18 protein-coding genes and 1 pseudogene are annotated in these 18,657 nt (G+C 58.4%); 7 read left to right on the top strand and 12 right to left on the bottom strand.

What is annotated here, in order from left to right; genetic code table 11:
* The 4 genes from H4Q31_RS07380 to H4Q31_RS07365 form a co-directional block, all read left to right on the top strand.
* Nucleotides 1–235 (top strand): MnmM family RNA methyltransferase (locus tag H4Q31_RS07380; RefSeq protein WP_221626760.1); only part of this gene is annotated, 235 nt, incomplete at its 5' end.
* Nucleotides 236–269: 34 nt separating this feature from the next.
* Nucleotides 270–674 (top strand): VOC family protein, encoded by a 405-nt coding sequence (locus H4Q31_RS07375; protein ID WP_185178431.1) that lies wholly within the window; start codon nt 270–272, stop codon nt 672–674.
* Entirely contained in the window at nt 671–1,648 is a 978-nt protein-coding gene (locus H4Q31_RS07370) for a type I phosphomannose isomerase catalytic subunit (RefSeq protein ID WP_185178430.1), read from the top strand. Before H4Q31_RS07375 ends, H4Q31_RS07370 begins: the two co-directional genes overlap by 4 nt.
* A 92-nt stretch (nt 1,649–1,740) precedes the next feature.
* Nucleotides 1,741–2,271 carry a MogA/MoaB family molybdenum cofactor biosynthesis protein gene (locus H4Q31_RS07365; RefSeq protein WP_185178429.1) on the top strand — a complete coding sequence of 177 codons (531 nt, stop codon included), beginning with the start codon at nt 1,741–1,743 and terminating at the stop codon, nt 2,269–2,271.
* Between the two features lie 433 nt (nt 2,272–2,704).
* Here H4Q31_RS07365 and H4Q31_RS07360 read toward each other — a convergent pair whose 3' ends face one another.
* The 5 genes from H4Q31_RS07360 to H4Q31_RS07340 form a co-directional block, all read right to left on the bottom strand.
* Nucleotides 2,705–4,228 (bottom strand): MDR family MFS transporter, encoded by a 1,524-nt coding sequence (locus H4Q31_RS07360; RefSeq protein ID WP_185178428.1) that lies wholly within the window; start codon nt 4,226–4,228, stop codon nt 2,705–2,707.
* A gap of 209 nt (nt 4,229–4,437) precedes the next feature.
* Complete coding sequence (locus H4Q31_RS07355) at nt 4,438–6,171, bottom strand: B12-binding domain-containing radical SAM protein (protein ID WP_185178427.1); 1,734 nt, start codon at nt 6,169–6,171, stop codon at nt 4,438–4,440.
* An 87-nt stretch (nt 6,172–6,258) separates the two neighbouring features.
* Entirely contained in the window at nt 6,259–6,438 is a 180-nt protein-coding gene (locus H4Q31_RS07350) for a hypothetical protein (RefSeq protein WP_245347383.1), read from the bottom strand.
* Nucleotides 6,439–6,629: 191 nt separating this feature from the next.
* Nucleotides 6,630–7,976 carry a GH1 family beta-glucosidase gene (locus H4Q31_RS07345; protein ID WP_185178425.1) on the bottom strand — a complete coding sequence of 449 codons (1,347 nt, stop codon included), beginning with the start codon at nt 7,974–7,976 and terminating at the stop codon, nt 6,630–6,632.
* Nucleotides 7,977–8,096: 120 nt separating this feature from the next.
* A complete protein-coding gene (locus H4Q31_RS07340; RefSeq protein ID WP_185178424.1) occupies nt 8,097–9,167 on the bottom strand; it encodes a hypothetical protein in 1,071 nt (356 codons plus the stop codon).
* Nucleotides 9,168–9,334: 167 nt separating this feature from the next.
* Between H4Q31_RS07340 and H4Q31_RS07335 the strand changes: the two genes are divergently transcribed.
* Nucleotides 9,335–10,183 carry an alpha/beta hydrolase gene (locus tag H4Q31_RS07335; RefSeq protein ID WP_185178423.1) on the top strand — a complete coding sequence of 283 codons (849 nt, stop codon included), beginning with the start codon at nt 9,335–9,337 and terminating at the stop codon, nt 10,181–10,183.
* Nucleotides 10,180–10,983, top strand: a complete 804-nt coding sequence (locus H4Q31_RS07330) for a Cof-type HAD-IIB family hydrolase (protein ID WP_185178422.1) — start codon at nt 10,180–10,182, stop codon at nt 10,981–10,983. The genes H4Q31_RS07335 and H4Q31_RS07330 overlap by 4 nt, the downstream gene beginning before the upstream one ends.
* A 113-nt stretch (nt 10,984–11,096) precedes the next feature.
* On the opposite strand, the gene H4Q31_RS07325 is transcribed toward H4Q31_RS07330, so the two are convergent.
* The 5 genes from H4Q31_RS07325 to cysT form a co-directional block, all read right to left on the bottom strand.
* On the bottom strand, nt 11,097–12,098 hold the full coding sequence (locus H4Q31_RS07325; protein WP_185178421.1) for a GNAT family N-acetyltransferase: 1,002 nt from the start codon (nt 12,096–12,098) through the stop codon (nt 11,097–11,099).
* Between the two features lie 101 nt (nt 12,099–12,199).
* Entirely contained in the window at nt 12,200–13,303 is a 1,104-nt protein-coding gene (locus tag H4Q31_RS07320) for a sulfate ABC transporter substrate-binding protein (protein ID WP_185178420.1), read from the bottom strand.
* A gap of 42 nt (nt 13,304–13,345) precedes the next feature.
* Nucleotides 13,346–14,410, bottom strand: a complete 1,065-nt coding sequence (locus tag H4Q31_RS07315) for a sulfate/molybdate ABC transporter ATP-binding protein (protein WP_185178419.1) — start codon at nt 14,408–14,410, stop codon at nt 13,346–13,348.
* Between the two features lie 21 nt (nt 14,411–14,431).
* Nucleotides 14,432–15,226 (bottom strand): sulfate ABC transporter permease subunit, encoded by a 795-nt coding sequence (locus tag H4Q31_RS07310; RefSeq protein ID WP_185178418.1) that lies wholly within the window; start codon nt 15,224–15,226, stop codon nt 14,432–14,434.
* The gene (cysT, locus tag H4Q31_RS07305) at nt 15,223–16,038 is read right to left on the bottom strand and encodes a sulfate ABC transporter permease subunit CysT (protein WP_185178417.1); all 816 of its coding nucleotides are present in this window, start codon (nt 16,036–16,038) and stop codon (nt 15,223–15,225) included. The genes H4Q31_RS07310 and cysT overlap by 4 nt, the downstream gene beginning before the upstream one ends.
* Before the next feature lie 322 nt (nt 16,039–16,360).
* Between cysT and H4Q31_RS07300 the strand changes: the two are divergent.
* Nucleotides 16,361–16,456: pseudogene (locus tag H4Q31_RS07300) on the top strand (YjbQ family protein); the annotation flags it as partial.
* A gap of 21 nt (nt 16,457–16,477) precedes the next feature.
* Here H4Q31_RS07300 and H4Q31_RS07295 read toward each other — a convergent pair.
* Together H4Q31_RS07295 and H4Q31_RS07290 are read right to left on the bottom strand one after the other, a co-directional pair.
* Nucleotides 16,478–17,110, bottom strand: coding sequence for a YigZ family protein (locus H4Q31_RS07295; RefSeq protein WP_185178416.1), 633 nt, complete (start codon nt 17,108–17,110; stop codon nt 16,478–16,480).
* 160 nt (nt 17,111–17,270) lie between these two features.
* Nucleotides 17,271–18,620 carry a glucose-6-phosphate isomerase gene (locus tag H4Q31_RS07290; protein ID WP_185178415.1) on the bottom strand — a complete coding sequence of 450 codons (1,350 nt, stop codon included), beginning with the start codon at nt 18,618–18,620 and terminating at the stop codon, nt 17,271–17,273.
* Nucleotides 18,621–18,657 lie beyond the last annotated feature (37 nt).

Below are 18,657 nucleotides of genomic sequence, written 5' to 3'. Positions count from 1 at the left end.
CGTCATGACGCGGCCGGAGACGACGCTGGGCGCCATGAACGCAGCGCTCGGGCTGCTCGCCCCGCGCGGCGTCTTGACCGCCGTCGTCTACCCCGGCCACGACGGCGGGGATCTCGAAGCCGCCGCGGTTGGCGAATGGACAGCGGCATTGCCCGCGTCCGTCGCGCAGACGGTTCTGTACCGTTTCCCGCAGAAGCCGGATGCCCCTTATTTGCTAGCGCTGGAGAAGAGATAATCGAACCCTGAGTTGCCTGAGAGGAGAGATTCGCATGTCCGTCCTGAAGATCGAGCATGTCGGCATTATGGCGAACAATCTGGAAGCTTCCATTACCTTCTACACGAACGTCGTTGGCCTTACGCATCTGGAGACGATCACGCACACGAACGGCGTCATCCGGCTCGCCTTTCTGTCGTTCCCCGGCAGCCGCGACACGGAGATCGAGCTGATCGAGGGCTATACCGGCCAAGTGGCGCCGGAAGGCCTCGTACATCATGTCGCGTTCGCAGTAGATGACATCGAGGCGGAATACCGCCGGCTGCAGGAGCTGAAGGTGAACGGATTAGACTCGGAGCTGACGACGCTGCCGAACGGCAGCCGTTACTTCTTCTTCGCCGGTCCGAACGGCGAATCGATTGAATTTTTCCAATCGACCCGAGGAGGCCGCCTCGCATGAGCCAGTCGATCAGACCCTATCCCCTGCGCTTCAAGCCGGAATTCAAAGAACGTGTCTGGGGCGGACGAGCGCTGGAACAATTCGGCTACGATGTGCCGGAAGGCCATATCGGCGAAGGCTGGATGATCGCCGACCACCCGAACGGCATCTCTCACGTGCTGAACGGCGAGCTTGCCGGACAAGGCTTGGACGCCATCCGCGAGAAGCTTGGAGCCGAATGGTTCGGCTCGAAGGGCAGCCGCTCCGGGAACGGGCGTTTCCCGCTGCTGGTCAAGCTGCTGGACTGCAACGACGACCTGTCGGTTCAGGTGCACCCGACGGATGATTATGAAGGCCTTCCGAAGGGCGAGCTCGGCAAGACGGAGATGTGGTACGTGCTGGGAGCCAAGCCCGGCGCCAAGATCATCTACGGACTGCAGCCCAGAGTGACGCGTGAGTCATTCGCAGCCGCCATCGCTGAGAACCGGATCATGGATACGCTGCAGGAAGTACCCGTGGAAGCCGGCGACACCTTCTACATACCAGCCGGCACCGTACACGCGCTGTGTGCGGGCGTACTCGTCGCGGAGATTCAACAGAATTCCGACACCACCTATCGTTTGTACGACTATGACCGCCCGGGGCTGGACGGCAAGCCGCGCGAGCTTCATATCGAAGATTCGCTGAATGTGACCGCCTACGAGGGCGCTGGCGCGACACGCATGAAGACCGATGGTGCGAAGCCGGGCGAATGGCTGACGCTGGCGAAGTCGCCGTACTTCGTCACCGACAAGGGTGTCGTTCGCGGCGAATGGACGACGGGGACGACACCGAACAGCTTCGACATCCTCATCGCAGCCGAAGGAGCCGGCTCGATTCGTTGGGAGAGCGGCGTCCTTGACGCCAAAGCCGGCGACTGCTTCCTGCTGCCTGCTCCTCTTGGCGACTATACGTTAGCCGGCGAAATGACCGTGCTGCGCAGCCGTATAGTATAGGACAAGAGCGATGCTTTAAGACGCATTCGGACGGAAGCTTGGCTAGTCAGGCTTCCGTTTCTTAATATACGGCATTTAAGGAGTGTTCAAGGATGACTATCCCTTCTTCCACCGAACAGCATCGAAGCGAGGCGCCTTCCTCCGTCTCCTGCCTCATCATTACCGTCTCCGACACCCGCACGCCGGAGACCGACCGCAGCGGTCAATTGACCCGCGATCTGCTCCTCGAGAACGGCTACACCGTAGCCGGCATGCGAATCGTGCCTGACGAATACGACCGCATCCAGTCGCTTCTGGTTGAAGCCGCGCAGGATCCGGCGGCGGAAGCGGTGCTGCTGAACGGAGGCACCGGCATCGCGGGGCGGGACACTACCTATGAAGCCGTGCGCGGCGTCCTCCACAAGGAGATGCCCGGCTTCGGCGAGATCTTCCGCATGCTCAGCTTCACAGAGGACATCGGCTCTGCCGCCATCCTCTCCCGCGCCATCGCCGGCGTAGTCGGCACGACCGCCGTCTTCTCGATGCCGGGCTCGACCGGCGCGGTCAGGCTCGCCATGACTCGGCTCATCGTACCGGAGCTGCGTCATGTCATGCGGGAGATCTACAAAGACTCGCCTAAGTAATCTGAAGCTGCCTAACCATCGACGTACTGGGTTTCAATTAATATACAATATTTTCCACAGTATACTCCGACGGGTTCATTTTTTTCATTTAGTAGGCTTATCCCCACTACTCAGCATAGCTTTGTGCTCGACTCCGTACTTAGCTCCGCTCCTGCTCCGTTCTTAGCTCCGCGCCGGCTCCATGTTAGCTCCGCGCCGGCTCCATGTTAGCTCCGTACCAGCCCCGTACGCAGCTCCCGGCTTAATAGCTCCGGATCGGCCATGTGTTCAACTCATCCGAACGCCGACGGCTGAGCTATGGGGATAAGCCTGCAAATGGCAAAAAAACAGTACCCCGCTCCCCCCCCCATCCGTTCGGATAAAGCAAAAAACATCGCACCCCCGCAGGAGCGCGATGTTTGATGTTGCGTAAGTTCCAACAATTCCGAAGCTGCTAATTTGTTTGACGCTCGGCTGAATGCATCCCCGTCGAGGCGGCTTCCTGGCCTTCCGGCACCTTCCCCCGGCGGATGAACAAGCCGATGACGAGAGCGACGATTGCCAAGATAAGCCCAATCCAGAACGCATCCGTGACGCCGGCTACGACGCCGTTCGCAGCTTCGGCCGGTGTCGGTGCCGTCGGGTCGCTGGTCGTGCTCAAGTAGTCCTTCGTCCCATTCGTCATGATGCTGATGAACAGAGCCGTTCCGATCGCGCCGGATACTTGCTGCAGCGTGTTGAGAATCGCCGTTCCGTGCGGATACAGCTGCGGCGGCAATACGTTGAGGCCTGTTGTCTGCGCCGGCATCATGACCATGGATAGACCGATCAGCATGATGATATGAGCTGTAATAACATAACCCGTGCTCGTCGAAGCGTCGAATCGGGTGAACAGCCATAGCGCAGCGACCAAGATAATAAGACCTGGTATGACGAGCACGCGCGGCCCGAATTTGTCGAACAGCTTGCCCGATATCGGCGCCATAATACCGTTCACGATACCGCCCGGCAACAGCACCAAGCCGGATCGGAAAGCCGTCATGAACAGCGCGCCTTGCAGATACAACGGGATAAGCGTCATCGAAGAGAATAGCGTCATCATTAGGACAAGCATCAGGATCGAGACGATGGTGAACATCGGGAACTTGAATGCCCGAAGATCCATGACGGGCGCCTTCAGCTTCAGCTGGCGCCAGATGAAGAACAAGAGCGCTACGCCTCCCACGATGATCGGCCAATAGACTTGTGGATGGTTCCACCCATTCTCCCCGGCCTTGCTGAAGCCGAAGACAACGCCGCCGAATCCGATCGTGGACAACAGAATAGACAATACATCCACTTTAGGTTTGGTCAAGTTCGAGACGTTCTTCATGTAGATCGCGGCGAAGACGATGGAGAAGGCCGCTAGCGGAAGAACCAGGATGAACAGCCAACGCCAGGCAGACGCGATGTCCGCCAGGAACGTCGAGTCAAGGATCAGTCCCGATACCGTCGGGCCGATCGCCGGGGCGAACATAATAACCAGTCCCATCAATCCCATAGCGCCGCCCCGCTTCTCCGGCGGGAAGATCACCAGAATCGTATTCATCATGACCGGCAGCATAAGTCCGGTGCCGAGCGCCTGAACGATCCGGCCGACTAGCAGCAGCTCAAAGCCAGGAGATACAGCCGAAATTAAAGTACCTGCAAAAAACAATATCATGGCGGACAAGAACATCTGTCTAGTGGAGAACCACTCCTGCAATATCGCCGTTACGGGAACCAACACCCCGACCACGAGCATATAGGCGGTTGCCAGCCACTGAATCGTTGAATAAGTCACGCCCAGTTCATTCACCAGTTCGGGAAGCGCATTCCCGAGGAGCGTCTCATTCAGGATGGCAACGAAAGCTCCGATAATGAGCGCGAATACAATCGGCCCGCGCTTAATCTTGCTTAGATCGATCGAAGCCTCTTGCTGAGTGCCTGCGGCATTCATTTTATTTCTCTCCTCCTGCTTCTATTTACATATTATTTTCTCTACATCTGTACACCTTAACCCACAAATGCACAGTCAATAATATACACTGCTAACTGGCTGTAAAGTCAAGTTAGATTGTACATACCAAGCAACAGGGCTTCCCATCAGCCTAAGCAGCGCTGTTGGAAAGCCCCGTTATATCTTCCTGATTATAATGTTGAAAATGCTTAATTATCCGCTGTCGCAACGGGCAGCGCAATAAGCTGCGGCGGCGTCTCCTCGCCACCATACAGAACGACCAGCAGCGTTCCGGCGCCTAAAGACAATCGGCCTTCCGACGTCCACGAACCATAATCGAACGGCACCTTCTCCAGCGCCGCCTTCTTCGCCAATTCCCTCTCCTCGATGCCAAGCTGCTCTGCGGCTCTCTTCAGTTCAGCTGACCAGACGGCTTTGTCCATCCGTTCTTCCCACCAAACCTTGCGCGGCTTGTACTTGTGCTGGAGGAAGTAGTCGACTTTAAGCAAGCCGAGCGCGAGCTCCGGTTCCAGCGCAGGGTTAGCGTCGTCTCGGAGGAACGACCAGAGACGCACGAACAAATCCTCGAGCTGATGGCCGATCCGCTGCCAGCCGCGCTCCTCCCAGTAATCGCCGAACAGCTGGAAGAAGTCGAACGGCGAAGGGTAAGCTTGCGACGTCAGGTACTCCATCGTCCGGTCCATCCGGTGCGCGTTCCAATATTTCTCGAGCACATCCTCGACCCGCTTGATCCGTACGATATCGGAGAACGGCATCAGGTCGTTGCCGAGCATCTCGTACGGAGCGCGGTCCATATAGATATACCCGAACTGAGCCGCGTCATTGCGCAGGCCTGTTCCGCGCAGCATTTTCAAGAACCCAAGCTGCAATTCCTCCGGCCGAAGCTCGAACACGTCGTTGAACGTCTGGCGGAACCGGTCATAGTCCTCGTGCGGCAGCCCGGCGATCAGGTCGAGATGCTGATCGATCTTGCCGCTCTCCTTGACCTTCGTGACGGTACGGACGAGCTTCGTCCAATTCTGGCGGCGCTTGACGGCCAGATTCGTCTCGTCGTTCGTCGACTGTACGCCGATCTCGAAGCGGAAGACGCCCGGCGGCGCATGCTCCGCGAGGAAGTCGAGCACCTCGGGACGCATAATATCGGCCGTGATCTCGAATTGGAATACGCAGCCGCGGTGATTGTCGATCAGGAAGCGGAACATCTCCATCGCATAATCGCGCTTAATGTTGAACGTCCGGTCAACGAACTTAATCAGCTTAGCTCCATTATCGATCAGGTACAGAATATCGGCTTTGACCTTGTCCATATCGAAGTATCGCACGCCGACTTCGATGCTGGAGAGGCAGAATTGGCAGTTGAAAGGGCAGCCCCGGCTCGTCTCGAAATAGACGATCCGATTCGCGAGTGACGGCAAGTCCTCCTTCATCCGGTAAGGGGACGGGATCGTCGTCAGGTCCAGCTTCGGCCTGCCCGGATTGATAACAGCTTCCCCGTTCTTGCGGTACGCGAGCCCAAACACGAAATGATACTTGCCGCTTCCGGCTATCTCGCGCAGCAGGTCGCGGAACGTCTCTTCCCCTTCGCCCATCACGATGAAGTCGACCGATTGGAGCCGGTTCATCCAATATTCCGTGTCATAGGACACTTCGGGGCCGCCGAGCACGATCTTCACATCAGGCAGCACCTTGCGCAGCATATCGATCACGGTAATGGTCTCTTCAATGTTCCATATATAGCAGGAGAAGCCGATCACGTCGGGCTGCCGGCGGAATAGGTCGGAGACGATCGTCATGGCCGGATCTTTGATCGTGTATTCGGCGATCTCCACGTCGAACTCACTCTCGGTGTACGCTTTCAAGTAACGGAGGGCGAGCGAGGTATGAATGTATTTGGCGTTCAGCGTCGTTAGCACGACGTTCATATGCGGTTATCCTCTCACTATAGAAGTCTCTCTCCTATTGTAACGGATTCCGCGAGCAAATAACAAAGAGGCTTGCCTCCTTCAGCCTCAGTCCTCCAGTTCTTCATCGGCCGCGTATACGTTCTCTGACCAAGGAACCTTCGTCATCTCCTCGGCCTCGCGAATTTGCTTCTTCATCGCGCGATACCATTCGTCGTACGATTGATCGAGTTGCGCCTCTCTCCCCGGATCCTCGTTCCGGTCGGAGTCGAATTCCAATTCGTCCACTCGCTTCACCGCCTTATATCGCATTTGAATAGGGGGGGCAATTACGCTTCGTCGTACGAAGTATGCTTCGCTTCTCTGCGAGATATCCGCTTCGAAGCGCTGCCAATGTTATGCCGGGAACATACAAAAACGAGCGAAGCCAAATGACTTCGCCCTGTTCTCTCGTTACAAGCCTAACCTGATCGCTGCTTCTACACCTCGAATCCGCTGTCCTTAATGACTTGCTGAATGAAGTAGTAGCTGTCCTTCGGGAAGCGCTCGAGCGTCTCGTAATTCGTGTACACGATGCCGAAGCGCTTGTTGTACCCTTCCGCCCACTCGAAGTTGTCGAGCAGCGACCAGGCGAAGTAGCCCTTCAGCGGCACGCCGGACTCGATGAGACGGTGGCATTGAATGAAGTGCTTCTTGTAATATTCCGCGCGTTCCAAGTCATGCACGGTTCCTTCCGGCGTCAGCACGTCATCGTAGCAGGCGCCGTTCTCCGTAATGTAGATCGGCGTATCGCCGTAAGTGTCCTTCACCCAAGAGAGCACCTTGTACAGGCCGTCTGCATAGACGTTCCAGCCGATGTACGTCTTGTCGAAGCCGATCTGCACCTCTTCGCAATCGAACAGACCCTCGTCCTTCTTGTAGCGGCCGAAGCCGCCGCTGTAGAAGTTGACGCCGATGAAGTCGATCGGCTGCGAGATGGTCTCCATATCGCCCGGCTGGATCGGCACGGTGACGCCCTTCGCCGCGAACCAGTCAACCATGAATTGCGGGTAGGAGCCCTTGAACGTCGGGTCCATGAACCATTCGTTGTTGTAAGCGCGCTGGCGATGGGCCGCTGCCACGTCTTCCGGCTTCGTCGTGTACGGCTCGAACCAATACAGGTTGTGCGTCGTGCCGATCTCGCCCTTCGTGCCAAGCGCGCGGAACTTCTTAACCGCTTCGCCGTGCGCGACCATGCAGTTGTGAGCTACGGTTACAGCCAGCTGCAGGTCGGTATTGCCCGGCGCATGCGCGCCGATATAGTTGGATAAGAACGATACGCACCACGTCTCGTTGAACGTGATCCACTGTTTGATCTTGCCGTCGAAGGCGTTGAACATCACTTCCGCATACTTCACGAACGCGTCGATCGTGTCGCGGTTCGCCCAGCCGCCCTTGTCTTGCAGCGCTTGCGGGAGGTCCCAATGATACAGAGTAGCGCAAGGTTCAATGCCCGCTGCGATCAGAGCGTCAACGACGCGGCGGTAATAATCCAACCCCTTCTCGTTCACCTCGCCCGTTCCTTGCGGGAAGATCCGCGGCCAAGCGATGGAGAAGCGGTACGCCTTAACGCCCAGTTTTTTGAGAAGCGCAATGTCCTCTTCATAGCGATGGTAGCTGTCGCACGCGACGTCGCCGTTATCGTTGTTCACGACTTTGCCCGGCGTATGGGAGAACGTGTCCCAGATGGACATTCCCCGGCCGTCCTCCTGATAAGCGCCCTCGATCTGATACGAAGCCGTTGCGGTGCCCCATACGAAGTCTTGCGGGAATTCTAATTTAGCCAAAGCTGATCCCTCCGCGAAAAATGGTGTGTTGGGTAGCGTGTGATAAAAAACGTTTTCCATGTACCATTGTAATTCATTTCTCGCGGCTGCGGTCGCAGAGTTACTATGCGATCTTGCCTACTATTTATTCGGATTGGCGATTCCAAGCTCCTCGAGGATCCGGCTCTCCATGCCGTCCCAGAACGCCTTCACCTCCGGAATATCCGTCTCCCCGCCGGGGCCTGTCTTGAACATCCTATCGTTCGTCTCGGCCATGATGTCGAGGAAGCTTTGAACCATACTTCCCGTCAGCGTGTCCGGCTGCTCGGCTGCGAGTTTCTCGTATTCCGTCTTAACGTCTGCCTTCAGCTGAAGCGAATCATCCCAGATCGGCGTGTTGGATAGACCGGTAAGCAGATAGGACATATACCGAAGATAATACCGGCCTGCGTCGTCCTTCTCCTTCGAATCGGGGTAGTCGCGAATGAACTTCTCGGCAGCCAGCGCACGGTTCCCCGTCTCTTCCCATGAGATGACGAGAGCGGCGTCGGAAGCAGGCTTCTGATCAGACTCCAACGCGAGGAGCGCGATGTAATCCCGCATCGCGGGGCTAAGCGCGTCATTGAAGCGCTTCAGCTTGCCATAATCGACGACGGTGAAAATCATGCCTTCCGACGTCTCCAGCTTGTAGCCGCCGTCGAAAGCTTCCTGAGCAGCCTGACGAATCCGCTCATTCTGAAGCTTCGGAATCTCGTCCTCCGTGAACGGCCATAGCTCCAGGAATTGCTCCAAGTCGCCCTGCTGCAGCTCCAGCAGCGTGTCTTGCACATGATCATTATAGTAGCCGAGCAGCTCGCGGATCAGCTCATCGGCTGTCTCCGGCGCTGTCTTGGGCAGATCCGCATCCAACTGCGCGTTCAGTTCTGCTGCAGCCGCGCCTGATGCGATCATGTCTTGGAATGCATCCAGCACCTCTTGGCCGGGAGCAAGCGGCAGCCCGGGCGACTCGACGGCCGGCGTTGGCGTTGAGTCAGCTGTTGCGGATGCGGATGCGGTGGCGGATGCGGTTGGAGACGATGCAACTGCTTGGGATGAAGAGGATACGGATGGGCTCGGCAATTCATTGTTATCAGAGCTGCAGCCTGCGAGCGCCGCACCGAGCAGCGCGGCTAAGGTTAGGCCAATCGCGCCTTGAACGATTCGGTTGTTCATTGGATTTTCCCCCTATTTATTCTCTATCGATATCAATCCCGATGAGGCTACTCTTCCAACGGATGATAATGGCAAAAGGTTGCTTGTGCGGATCGTTTCGGTTGCTTTCCCCGTGATTTTCGATTACAAAGAGAAGAGAACGAACGCAGGCGGGAGGTACAGGTAGAATGGCAGATCGGGAATGGGTGTGGGAGCTCGAAGACGGAACCCGCATGCACGCTTGCGAGTGGAAGACGGAGATGAGAAGCCCGATACGCGGCATCATAGGCATCGTACACGGCATGGGCGAGCATATCGGCCGGTACGAGCATGTCGCCGGGGCACTGACGGCGGAAGGGTATGCCGTCCTCGGCTTTGACCAATACGGCCACGGGCAAACGGCGGGACGCCGCGGCCATGTGCCGCATTACGAAGCGCTGCTGGAAGGGCCGGACCGAATGATCCGGGAAGCGCGGACGCGTTATCCGGGCGTGCCGGTCTTCCTGCTCGGACATAGCATGGGCGGCAACGTGACGATCAATTATTTGCTGCGCCGCCAGCCCGACATCGCCGGCGCGGTCGTGACCGGCCCTTGGCTGAAGCTGGCGTTCGACCCGCCGAAGGCGCAGGTCGTTGTCGGCCGCTTGCTGGAGCGGATCTATCCGCAGTATAACAACCATCGCCCGCTGGCCGTCGAACGGCTCACCTCGGATCCCGAGATGATCCAGAAGATTGCCTCAGACGAGCTCGGCCACGGCCATATCACCGCGAAGTTCTTCTTCGGCGTCCGCCGTGCTGGACTGTGGGCGCTTGAGCATGCGGACCGGCTGTCCGTGCCGATGCTGCTCATGCATGGCGGGGACGACAAGGTCACCGCGATTGCCGCCAGCCGGCTGTTCGCTGAACGAGCGGGTGCGATCTGCACATTCCTGGAATGGCCGGGTTATCGCCATGAGCTGCACAATGAGTCCGGCCGCTCCGCCGTATTCAAGACGATCTTCGATTGGCTGGAGAAGGAGAGAGAAACAACGAGATGACGAAGTACCGTTTGATTGCCATGGATTTGGACGATACGCTGCTGACAGACGAGCTGACTGTCGGCGATAAGACGCGCGAAGCGATGGCACGCGCGCTTGCCCAAGGGGTGAAGCTGACGATCGCGACGGGCCGCATGTTCGCTTCCGCGAAGCAAACCGCCGAGCAGGTCGGCCTTAACGTGCCGATCATTACTTATCAAGGCTCGCTGATCCGCAATCTGCTCGACGAGCAGGTGCTCTACGAGCGCGCGGTGCCAGCCGATGCGGCGCGGCAATTATATGATTTTACCCGGGAGCATGGGCTGCATCTGCAGACCTTCATTCACGATAAGCTGTACGCCTTCAACGATGGCGAGAAGCTGGTCGCTTACGCCAAGCAGTCGAACATTCCTTATACGTATGTGCCGAGCTTCGACGACCTGCCGGAAGGTTCGCACACGAAGCTGATCATTATCGACGATCCGGAGAAGCTCGACAAGCTCATCCCTGTGCTGCAGCCGCTGCTTGGGGACCGGGTACATATGACGAAGTCGAAGGCGAACTTCCTCGAGTTCCTTCATCCGGAAGGCACGAAGGGGCACGCGCTGCGGTTCCTCGCCGCGCACTTCGGCATTCCGATGGAGGAGACGATCGCGATCGGCGACGCATGGAACGACCGCGAGATGATCGAAGCCGCAGGCCTTGGCGTCGCGATGGCGAACGGCGTTCCGGCGCTGCGCGAGATCGCCGATTATGTGACGCTGAGCAACAACGAGGACGGCGTCGCGCACGTATTGGAGAAGTTCGTGCTGCACATGTGAGCGTAACGAGATGGCGGTGCAAGGGAACAACCCCTGCACCGCCATTTCAAATTTATGCCCCGTAAGGCCTCATGGAGGGCTAACGGGTTGCCGCATTGCGCTCGCGCGCTCCATCAATAGTTGGTCAGCCGCTTCTCCATCGTCAGCGTCTTGACGGAGCCTTCCGGACGAACGACGAGCTCTTGATTCGTGATCTCGTAGCCCATATTCTCGTAGAGAACGAGGTTGCGCGAGACGGACTGGCGCACCTTGCATCGGCTGAGCTCCCGCCCTTGGCTTCTTCCCCGCATCTCGATCCATTCGAGCAATTGCCGGGCATACCCGCGTTTGCGCCGTGCCGGACGGACCGACAACCGGAAGAAATAAATCGCATCCTCCTCTAGCCGATAGCGGACGATTGCTGCCGGTATGCCGTCCTCGCTCAGGATGGCCGCCGATTCGTTCTTCGACGCCAGCCCCTCACGGACAGATTCCTCCGTCTCCGACAGCGCGCTGGATGGCGGAACGGCCGCGCGGTATTCCTCGAACGCTTCGAGCATGATCCCGTGCACGATGGCCGCATCTTCGGCTCCCGCTTCGCGAATCTCGACGACTGGATCCGCGCTCGGCTTCACGTTCGGCCGCAGAGAAGACGCCGACGGAACCGCCGCATCGGATGCTCCCGCAGAAGCGTTCCGCCGATCTTCCGCATCAGATGCTTCCGCCGTCAGTTCTCCTCGCGCCAGCTCGTCCGACGCAGGGTCGCGGTCTTCCTCCTCGTCCACCGTATACCCTTCCGCGTCGACGGCTTCTCCGGTCTCCGGAGCCGGCGCAGGAGCCGCAGGCAGCGCATCTCCCAAGAAATACAGCCTGCTGGAGCGCGTGAACAGAAGAACGATGATCGCGAAGGACAGCACCAGGTTAATAATGTCGGCAGTGAAGTAGAGCGTGACCAGCGCCAGTATGAAGGCCCACATTCTCTTGCGCTTATGTATGGCGTACAAGTTCGCGGCAATGAGAATAACGATAAGTGCGATCATAGGGATCGGAAGTACAGGAAGCAGAATAGTAGCGGTAAGAATGAGCTTGAGATACAGCAAGATCTGCGCTGTTTTGATACTGCTCGGCTTCGGCAATGTGGAACCTCCCGGTGAATGGTTTAGCTTATTATAACCCAATACCGGAGCTTGGTCGACCACAAGTAAAAGCGCTCTCATGCGAAGCACGAGAGCCGGCCCTACCGGCCGGCCAACACTTGATACCATATGCCGCGGTCGGCGTACAGCTTGCTTCCCAGCGCGTCCCATCCGCCGAGATAGCCGATATCGAACAGCTCTCGCGGCTGCGGGAACTGATCGGCGAATTGGGCGGCCACGTCTGCCAGCACCGGCCGGAAGCCGTATTCCGCGAACACCCGCTGCGCTTGCTCGCCGTGCAGATAAGCGACGAATGCGTCCGCCGCGTCTCGCACGCCGTGCTTGTCAGCGTTCACGTCCACGACGGCGGCCGGATTCTCAATGAGAATCGTGCGGCTCGGCGTTACGATGTCGTACTTCACGCCTTGCGCGATTCGCGCGAGCAGCTCGTTCTCGTACGTTACGATCACATCGCCCACACCGTACTCGAACGCGGCCATCGAGGCTCTCCCGCTCTTATCCATCGATTCCACGTTGCGGTGAATCGAAGCCAGGAACGCCTTGGCTGCCGCTTCATCCTTCACGCCAGTTTGTTCCTCCGCTATCTTCAGGCCAGCGCCATAGATCGCGTTGATGTCCCACTGCGCGCCTCCGGATGTCTGCGGATTCGGATAGAGCACTTTGACGCCGGGCTTCGCCAGATCTTCGATATCGCGAATGCCGAGCGGATTGCCTTGCCGGGTCCCCATGACAACGATCGACCGGGTGATCATGCCGCCATCCGGTCCCGCCCGCCAATCGTCTCGGATCAAGCCTGCTCTCTCCACTTTGTCCAGATCGCCTTCCATCGACAGCACGGCTACATCCGCTTCGAAGCCGCCGGCGATCGCGCGAGCCTGCGTGCCGGACGCTTCATACGATTCCTGGAACTTCACATCCTGCCCCGTCTTCGCCTTCCATTCCGCGCTGAACATCGGCATAATCTCCTGCAGCGCATCCTTCGCGACAGAATAGGCGCCGATGACCAGCGTGACGCTGCCGCGGCCGCTGCCCGCCGTGCCGGGAGCCGCGTTCTCTCCCGCCTCTCCTTGCGCCGGAGCGACTGCGCCTTGACCGCCGCAGCCGGCGATGAGCGCCATCAGCAGCAGCCATACGGCCGCTGTGCTCAAGCCTATTTTCACCAGTTGCCGATTGTGCGGATTCATCCCTCTGCCCCCTTGGCGCCTGCGAAGGCTTCCTTCAGAAGATTAAATATGAACAGGCAGCGGATCGACTTTGAGCCGATTCTCGGTCACCCAACTGTCCGTCTCGTTGAAAAGGTAGGCTCTGTGCACGAGCACATGAACTTCTTCTCCCGGATGAAGCGCCGGCTTCTCCAGCGAGCGGTATGTCGTCAGCTTGATATCGCCGATCTTCACCTCGACGAGCCACTCGCTCCCCCGGAAGTGGATGTGGCTCACGGTTCCTGTCTCCGTCGCGGACAGCAGCGCGAATTCGTTCGCTCTGCCGACTTCCACGTACTCCGGCCGAACCAGTCCCTTCGTCCCTCCCAGAGCAGCCGCGTCAGCGAAGCCCCGCAATTGACCGATGTCTTCGATCAATGTGGATTCACCAATGAATGAAGCGACGAACGGCGTCTGCGGATCCTGATAGATCTCCCTCGGCGTTCCCTTCTGCTCGAGACGGCCCTTGTTGATGATCATAATCTGATCTGCCACCTCGATCGCTTCGTCTTGGTCATGCGTGACGAAGATCGACGTGATGCCGAGCCGGTCGATCATCTCGCGAAGCCAAGAACGCAGCTCGTGGCGGATCTTCGCATCGATCGCGGCGAACGGCTCGTCGAGCAGCAGCAGCTGCGGCTCGGGCGCCAGCGCACGGGCGAAGGCGACGCGTTGGCGCTGGCCGCCGGACAACTGGTGCGGATAGCGTTTCTCGAAGCCGACGAGGCCCGTCAGCTCTACGAGCTCGGCGATCCGCTCCTTGATCTTGGCCTTCGGCCACTTCTTGACCTCCAGACCGAAGGCGATGTTCTGCGCGACCGTCATATGCTTGAAGAGCGCATAATTCTGGAAGACGAAGCCGATGCCCCGCTCCTGCGGCGGCAGGCCGTTCACCTTGCGTCCATGAAAGAGAATGTCGCCGGAGTCCGGGCTCTCCAGGCCCGCCAGCATCCGCAAGATCGAGGTCTTGCCGCCGCCGCTCGGGCCAAGCAGGCCGATCAACTGGCCCTTCCCGATCGTGAATTCCACGTTCGATACCGCTTGGAATTCGCCGAACCTCTTGTTTAACCCCCGCACCTCAACATGCATGCTAAGTTCTCCTCCATTCGCTCATCTGGCTCTGCGAGATTTGGCCCACTCCATGAACAGCAGCAAGGCGACGGAGCCTGCGGCGAGCACGAGAGCTACCGCGTTCGCGGCTGTCAGGTTAAAATTCTCAACATCCTGATAGACCAGTGTGGTCGCCGTCTGTGTCCGGAACAGAATGTTCCCCGACACGACCAGCACCGCGCCGAATTCCCCGAGCGTCCGCGCCACCGTCAACACGACGCCATAGACGACACTCCATTGTATGGAAGGCCAGGTCACCCGCCAGAAGATCGTCCAAGGATAAGCGCCCAGCATCTGCGCCGCTTCCTCCTGCTGATCTCCGATCTCCTGCAGCACTGGCATCACTTCGCGGATGATGAGCGGGAAGGTGACGAAGAGCGTCGCGATCACCATGCCCGGCAGCGCGTAGACGATATCGATGCCCGATCGGCTTAGCAGCGAGCCGATCACCGTATCCGGTCCGAGCAGCAGCACGATCATAAGGCCGCCGATGACGGGCGATACCGCGAACGGCAGATCAACGATGCTGTTCAGCACTCGTCTGAGCTGCTTGCCGAGCCATGGAGCCCGCACGAGATAGAGCGCCAGCATGACACCGAATAGCGTATTGATCACGGTCACGATAACGACGATCATGCCCGTCATGAGCAGCGCATGCTGCGCTTCCGGCCTCGTGATGCCGCTCGCGAAGCCGCTCCAGCCGTCCGCCCAAGCACCCGTTGCGATGCGGACGATCGGCGCGCCTAGCAGCAGCGCGAAGATTACGTAGGTTGCGCTAATCCACAGCTTCCTCATCGTCCCATCCTCCGCGCTTGCACGTAGCCGACCAACCATAGAATAAGGAACGACAGCGTGAGCAGCAGCACGGAGACGGCCGCTGCTCCGGCCGGATTGTCGCTCTCGATCTGGCCGAAGATGTAGACGGAGGCGACCAGCGTCCGCCCCGGGATGTTGCCGGCGACGAGCACAACGGCTCCGAACTCGGCCAGCGCTCTCGAGAAGGCAAGCATGGCGCCGCTCAGGATGCCCGGCAGCATGGCGGGAAGCAGCACGCGGAAGAACGTCTTCGCCTTGGAGGCGCCCATCGTATAGGCGGCTTCCTCTTCGGAGGCGTCCATCTCCTCCAGCAGCGGCTGCACCGCGCGAATGACGAACGGGAACGTCACGAACACCATCGCCACGACGATTGCCGGCTCGTGGAACAGGATCGAGATACCGGCTTCCTCCGCCCATTGCCCCACCGCGCCCCGCGGCCCGAGCAGCAGCATGATCATCAATCCGACAACGGCCGTCGGAAGCGCGAAGGGCAGATCAACCATACTGTTCAGCAACTGCCTGCCGGGGAACCGATAACGGATCAGCACCCAACCGGCCATCGTTCCGATCAACACATTGATCAAGGTCGCGATAACGGCCAGCTTGATGGTCAGCAGCACCGCCTGCCACGCCAGCGTATCGGACAAATTGTGAACGAGCTGCGGCCAACCATCCGAGAAGGACTGGCCATAGATTCCAAGGATAGGCAATACGATGAGAACGACAAAATAAAGCATGACGGCGCTGCGAAATCCCCAGCTCCACCATCGGCTCTGCAGCAGGTTAGTCACTTATGCGAACCTCCCGTAGATATCGGGCAAATGTACATGTCTATAATTCCTATAATATTAGTCGGCATTGCTAATGTAGCAGAAGTCTGTAGACACGTCAATCCAATACAGCCTGATATTGTCTCTTTTATCAACTTCGCTTATATAGCCTATACAAGAACGTGATGAACGGTTCAACAAAAACCGGGATTTGTTCAAGCTCGCGGCCGTTCGTTATAATGGGCTTGAATCTAAATGTGGAGCAATGAGGAGGGGATCCGATGCTGCAACGAGAGCAGCTCCGGACATCTAGAAGAGACGAGATCGTGGACATCACGCGGCAGGACGGCTGCTGCTGGGCAGGTGGCAAGGCGTTTATTTCTGCGAGCTCGACGGGCCTAGAGAGCGGGAGTTCTTTGTGATAATCTTGCCGGGATGAAGTCGGCAGGCCGCCCGCGGCTCATTCGCCTTCAATGAAGTACTTCTCTTCCCCGGTCTTAATGACTGCTTGCCCTTGGGTCAAATCCGTGATCCAGGCCGCGAAGCGCTCGGCCTCGGCGATCTCCGGGAGGCAGACGACCTGCACCCGATCGGTGAACGCCACGTCGCCGACGCGGGCATTGCGGCCGCGCAGCTCGTTCTCCAGCTTGCCGTACCACGTATAATCCACGTCGACGATCACTTCCTTATGCAGCGTCTTGACGATCGGCCCGGCTGCATCGATGCCCGCCACCGCCCCGTCCGTATACGCACGCACAAGCCCGCCTGCTCCCAGCATGATGCCGCCGAAGTAGCGGGTTACGACAACGGCCGTATTCTTGAGACCGCGGTTCTTGATCACTTCGAGAATCGGCTTGCCCGCCGTGCCGCTCGGCTCGCCGTCGTCAAGCGCCTTCTGGTGCTGATCCCGTTCGCCGACCACGTAGGCGGAGCAATTGTGCGTCGCGTTCCAATGGCGCTTCTTGATCTCTTCGACGAAAGCAACCGCTTCTTCCTCGCTCTCCACCGGCTTCGCATGGCCGATGAAGCGGGATTTCTTGATGACGATCTCGCTCTCCCCATATTGTCTGACAGTCGCGTATTTAGGCAGCAACGGCTTTTCTTCCTTCCTGGTCTCTTCCCCGAGTCTTACCGGTTCCTGCGATTGCTATCGCGGATCCATGCTTCGTTATTCTACCATTTGGCTTCATCTTGCAAAAAGACCCCCGACTCGCCAACGGCGCAAATCGGAGGTCTGTTCGGAAAGGAGCGGCTTACAGGCGCGCTTCCAGTTCCTTCTTCTTGTCCTCGAAGCCCGGCTTGCCGAGCAGCGCGAACATGTTCACTTTGTACGCTTCGACGCCCGGCTGGTCGAACGGGTTGACGCCGAGCAGATAACCGCTCACGCCGCAGGCAATCTCGAAGAAGTACACCAGCTTGCCGAACGAACGCGGGGACATATCCGGAATGTGCACGACCAGGTTTGGCACGTTGCCGTCCGTGTGCGCCAGAATAGTGCCTTCGAACGCCTTCTTGTTGACGAAGTCAACCGTCTTGCCGGTCAGGAAGTTCAGGCCGTCCAGATCGTCCGGATCGCTCTTGATCGTGATCTGTTCGCTCACTTCGCCGACTTGGATAACCGTCTCGAAGATCGTCCGATTGCCCTCTTGGATGAATTGGCCCATGGAGTGCAGGTCGGTCGAGAAGTCGACGGACGCCGGATACAGCCCTTTGAAGTCCTTGCCTTCGCTCTCGCCGTACAGCTGCTTCCACCATTCGGAGAAGTAGTGCAAGCCTGGCTCGTAGTTCACGAGAATCTCGACCGTCTTGCCTTTGCGGTACAGCGCGTTGCGGATCGCAGCGTACTGGTAAGCCGGGTTCTCGGCCACGTTGTAATTGTTATACAAGGCAGCGGCTTCTGCAGCGCCTTGCATCATCTCTTCAATGTCGATACCTGCCGCGGCGATCGGCAGAAGGCCTACCGCCGTCAGTACGGAGTAACGGCCGCCGACGTCGTCCGGAATGACGAACTTCTCGTAGCCTTCCGCGTCCGCCAGCTTCTTCAGCGCGCCGCGAGCCTTGTCGGTCGTTGCGTAGATGCGCTTGCGCGCTTCTTCCTTGCCGTACTTGTTCTCCAATGCTTCGCGGAAGATCCGGAAAGCGACAGCCGGCTCCGTCGTCGTGCCGGACTTGGAGATGACGTTGATCGACCAGTTCTTGCCTTCCAGCGCCTGCAGCAGGTGCGTCATGTAGGTGGAGCTGATGTTGTTGCCGGCGAAGAAGATTTGCGGCGTCTTGCGCTGTTCCTTCGTCAGCGTGTTGTAGAACGAGTGCTGCAGCATCTCGATCGCTGCGCGCGCTCCGAGGTAAGAGCCGCCGATGCCGATGACGACAAGCGCGTCGGAATCGGATTGAATCTTCTTCGCAGCCTTCTGAATGCGGGCGAACTCTTCCTTGTCGTAATCGAACGGCAATTTGATCCAGCCCAGATAGTCGGAACCGACGCCGGTTCCGTTATGCAGCTGCTCATGCGCCAGCTTGATCGCGGGCGCCAGATTGTCGATCTCGTTCTGGCCCACGAACTTCAAGGCCTTCGAGTAGTCCAATTTGATATTGTTGCTCACAGTAATGGCTCCTTTCCCTCTCTAACCATAACGCGTC

The sequence above is a fragment of the Cohnella lubricantis genome (genome assembly GCF_014212015.1).
Taxonomy (GTDB): Bacteria; Bacillota; Bacilli; order Paenibacillales; family Paenibacillaceae; genus Cohnella; species Cohnella lubricantis.
This window is presented reverse-complemented; position numbering and strand designations above follow the sequence as displayed.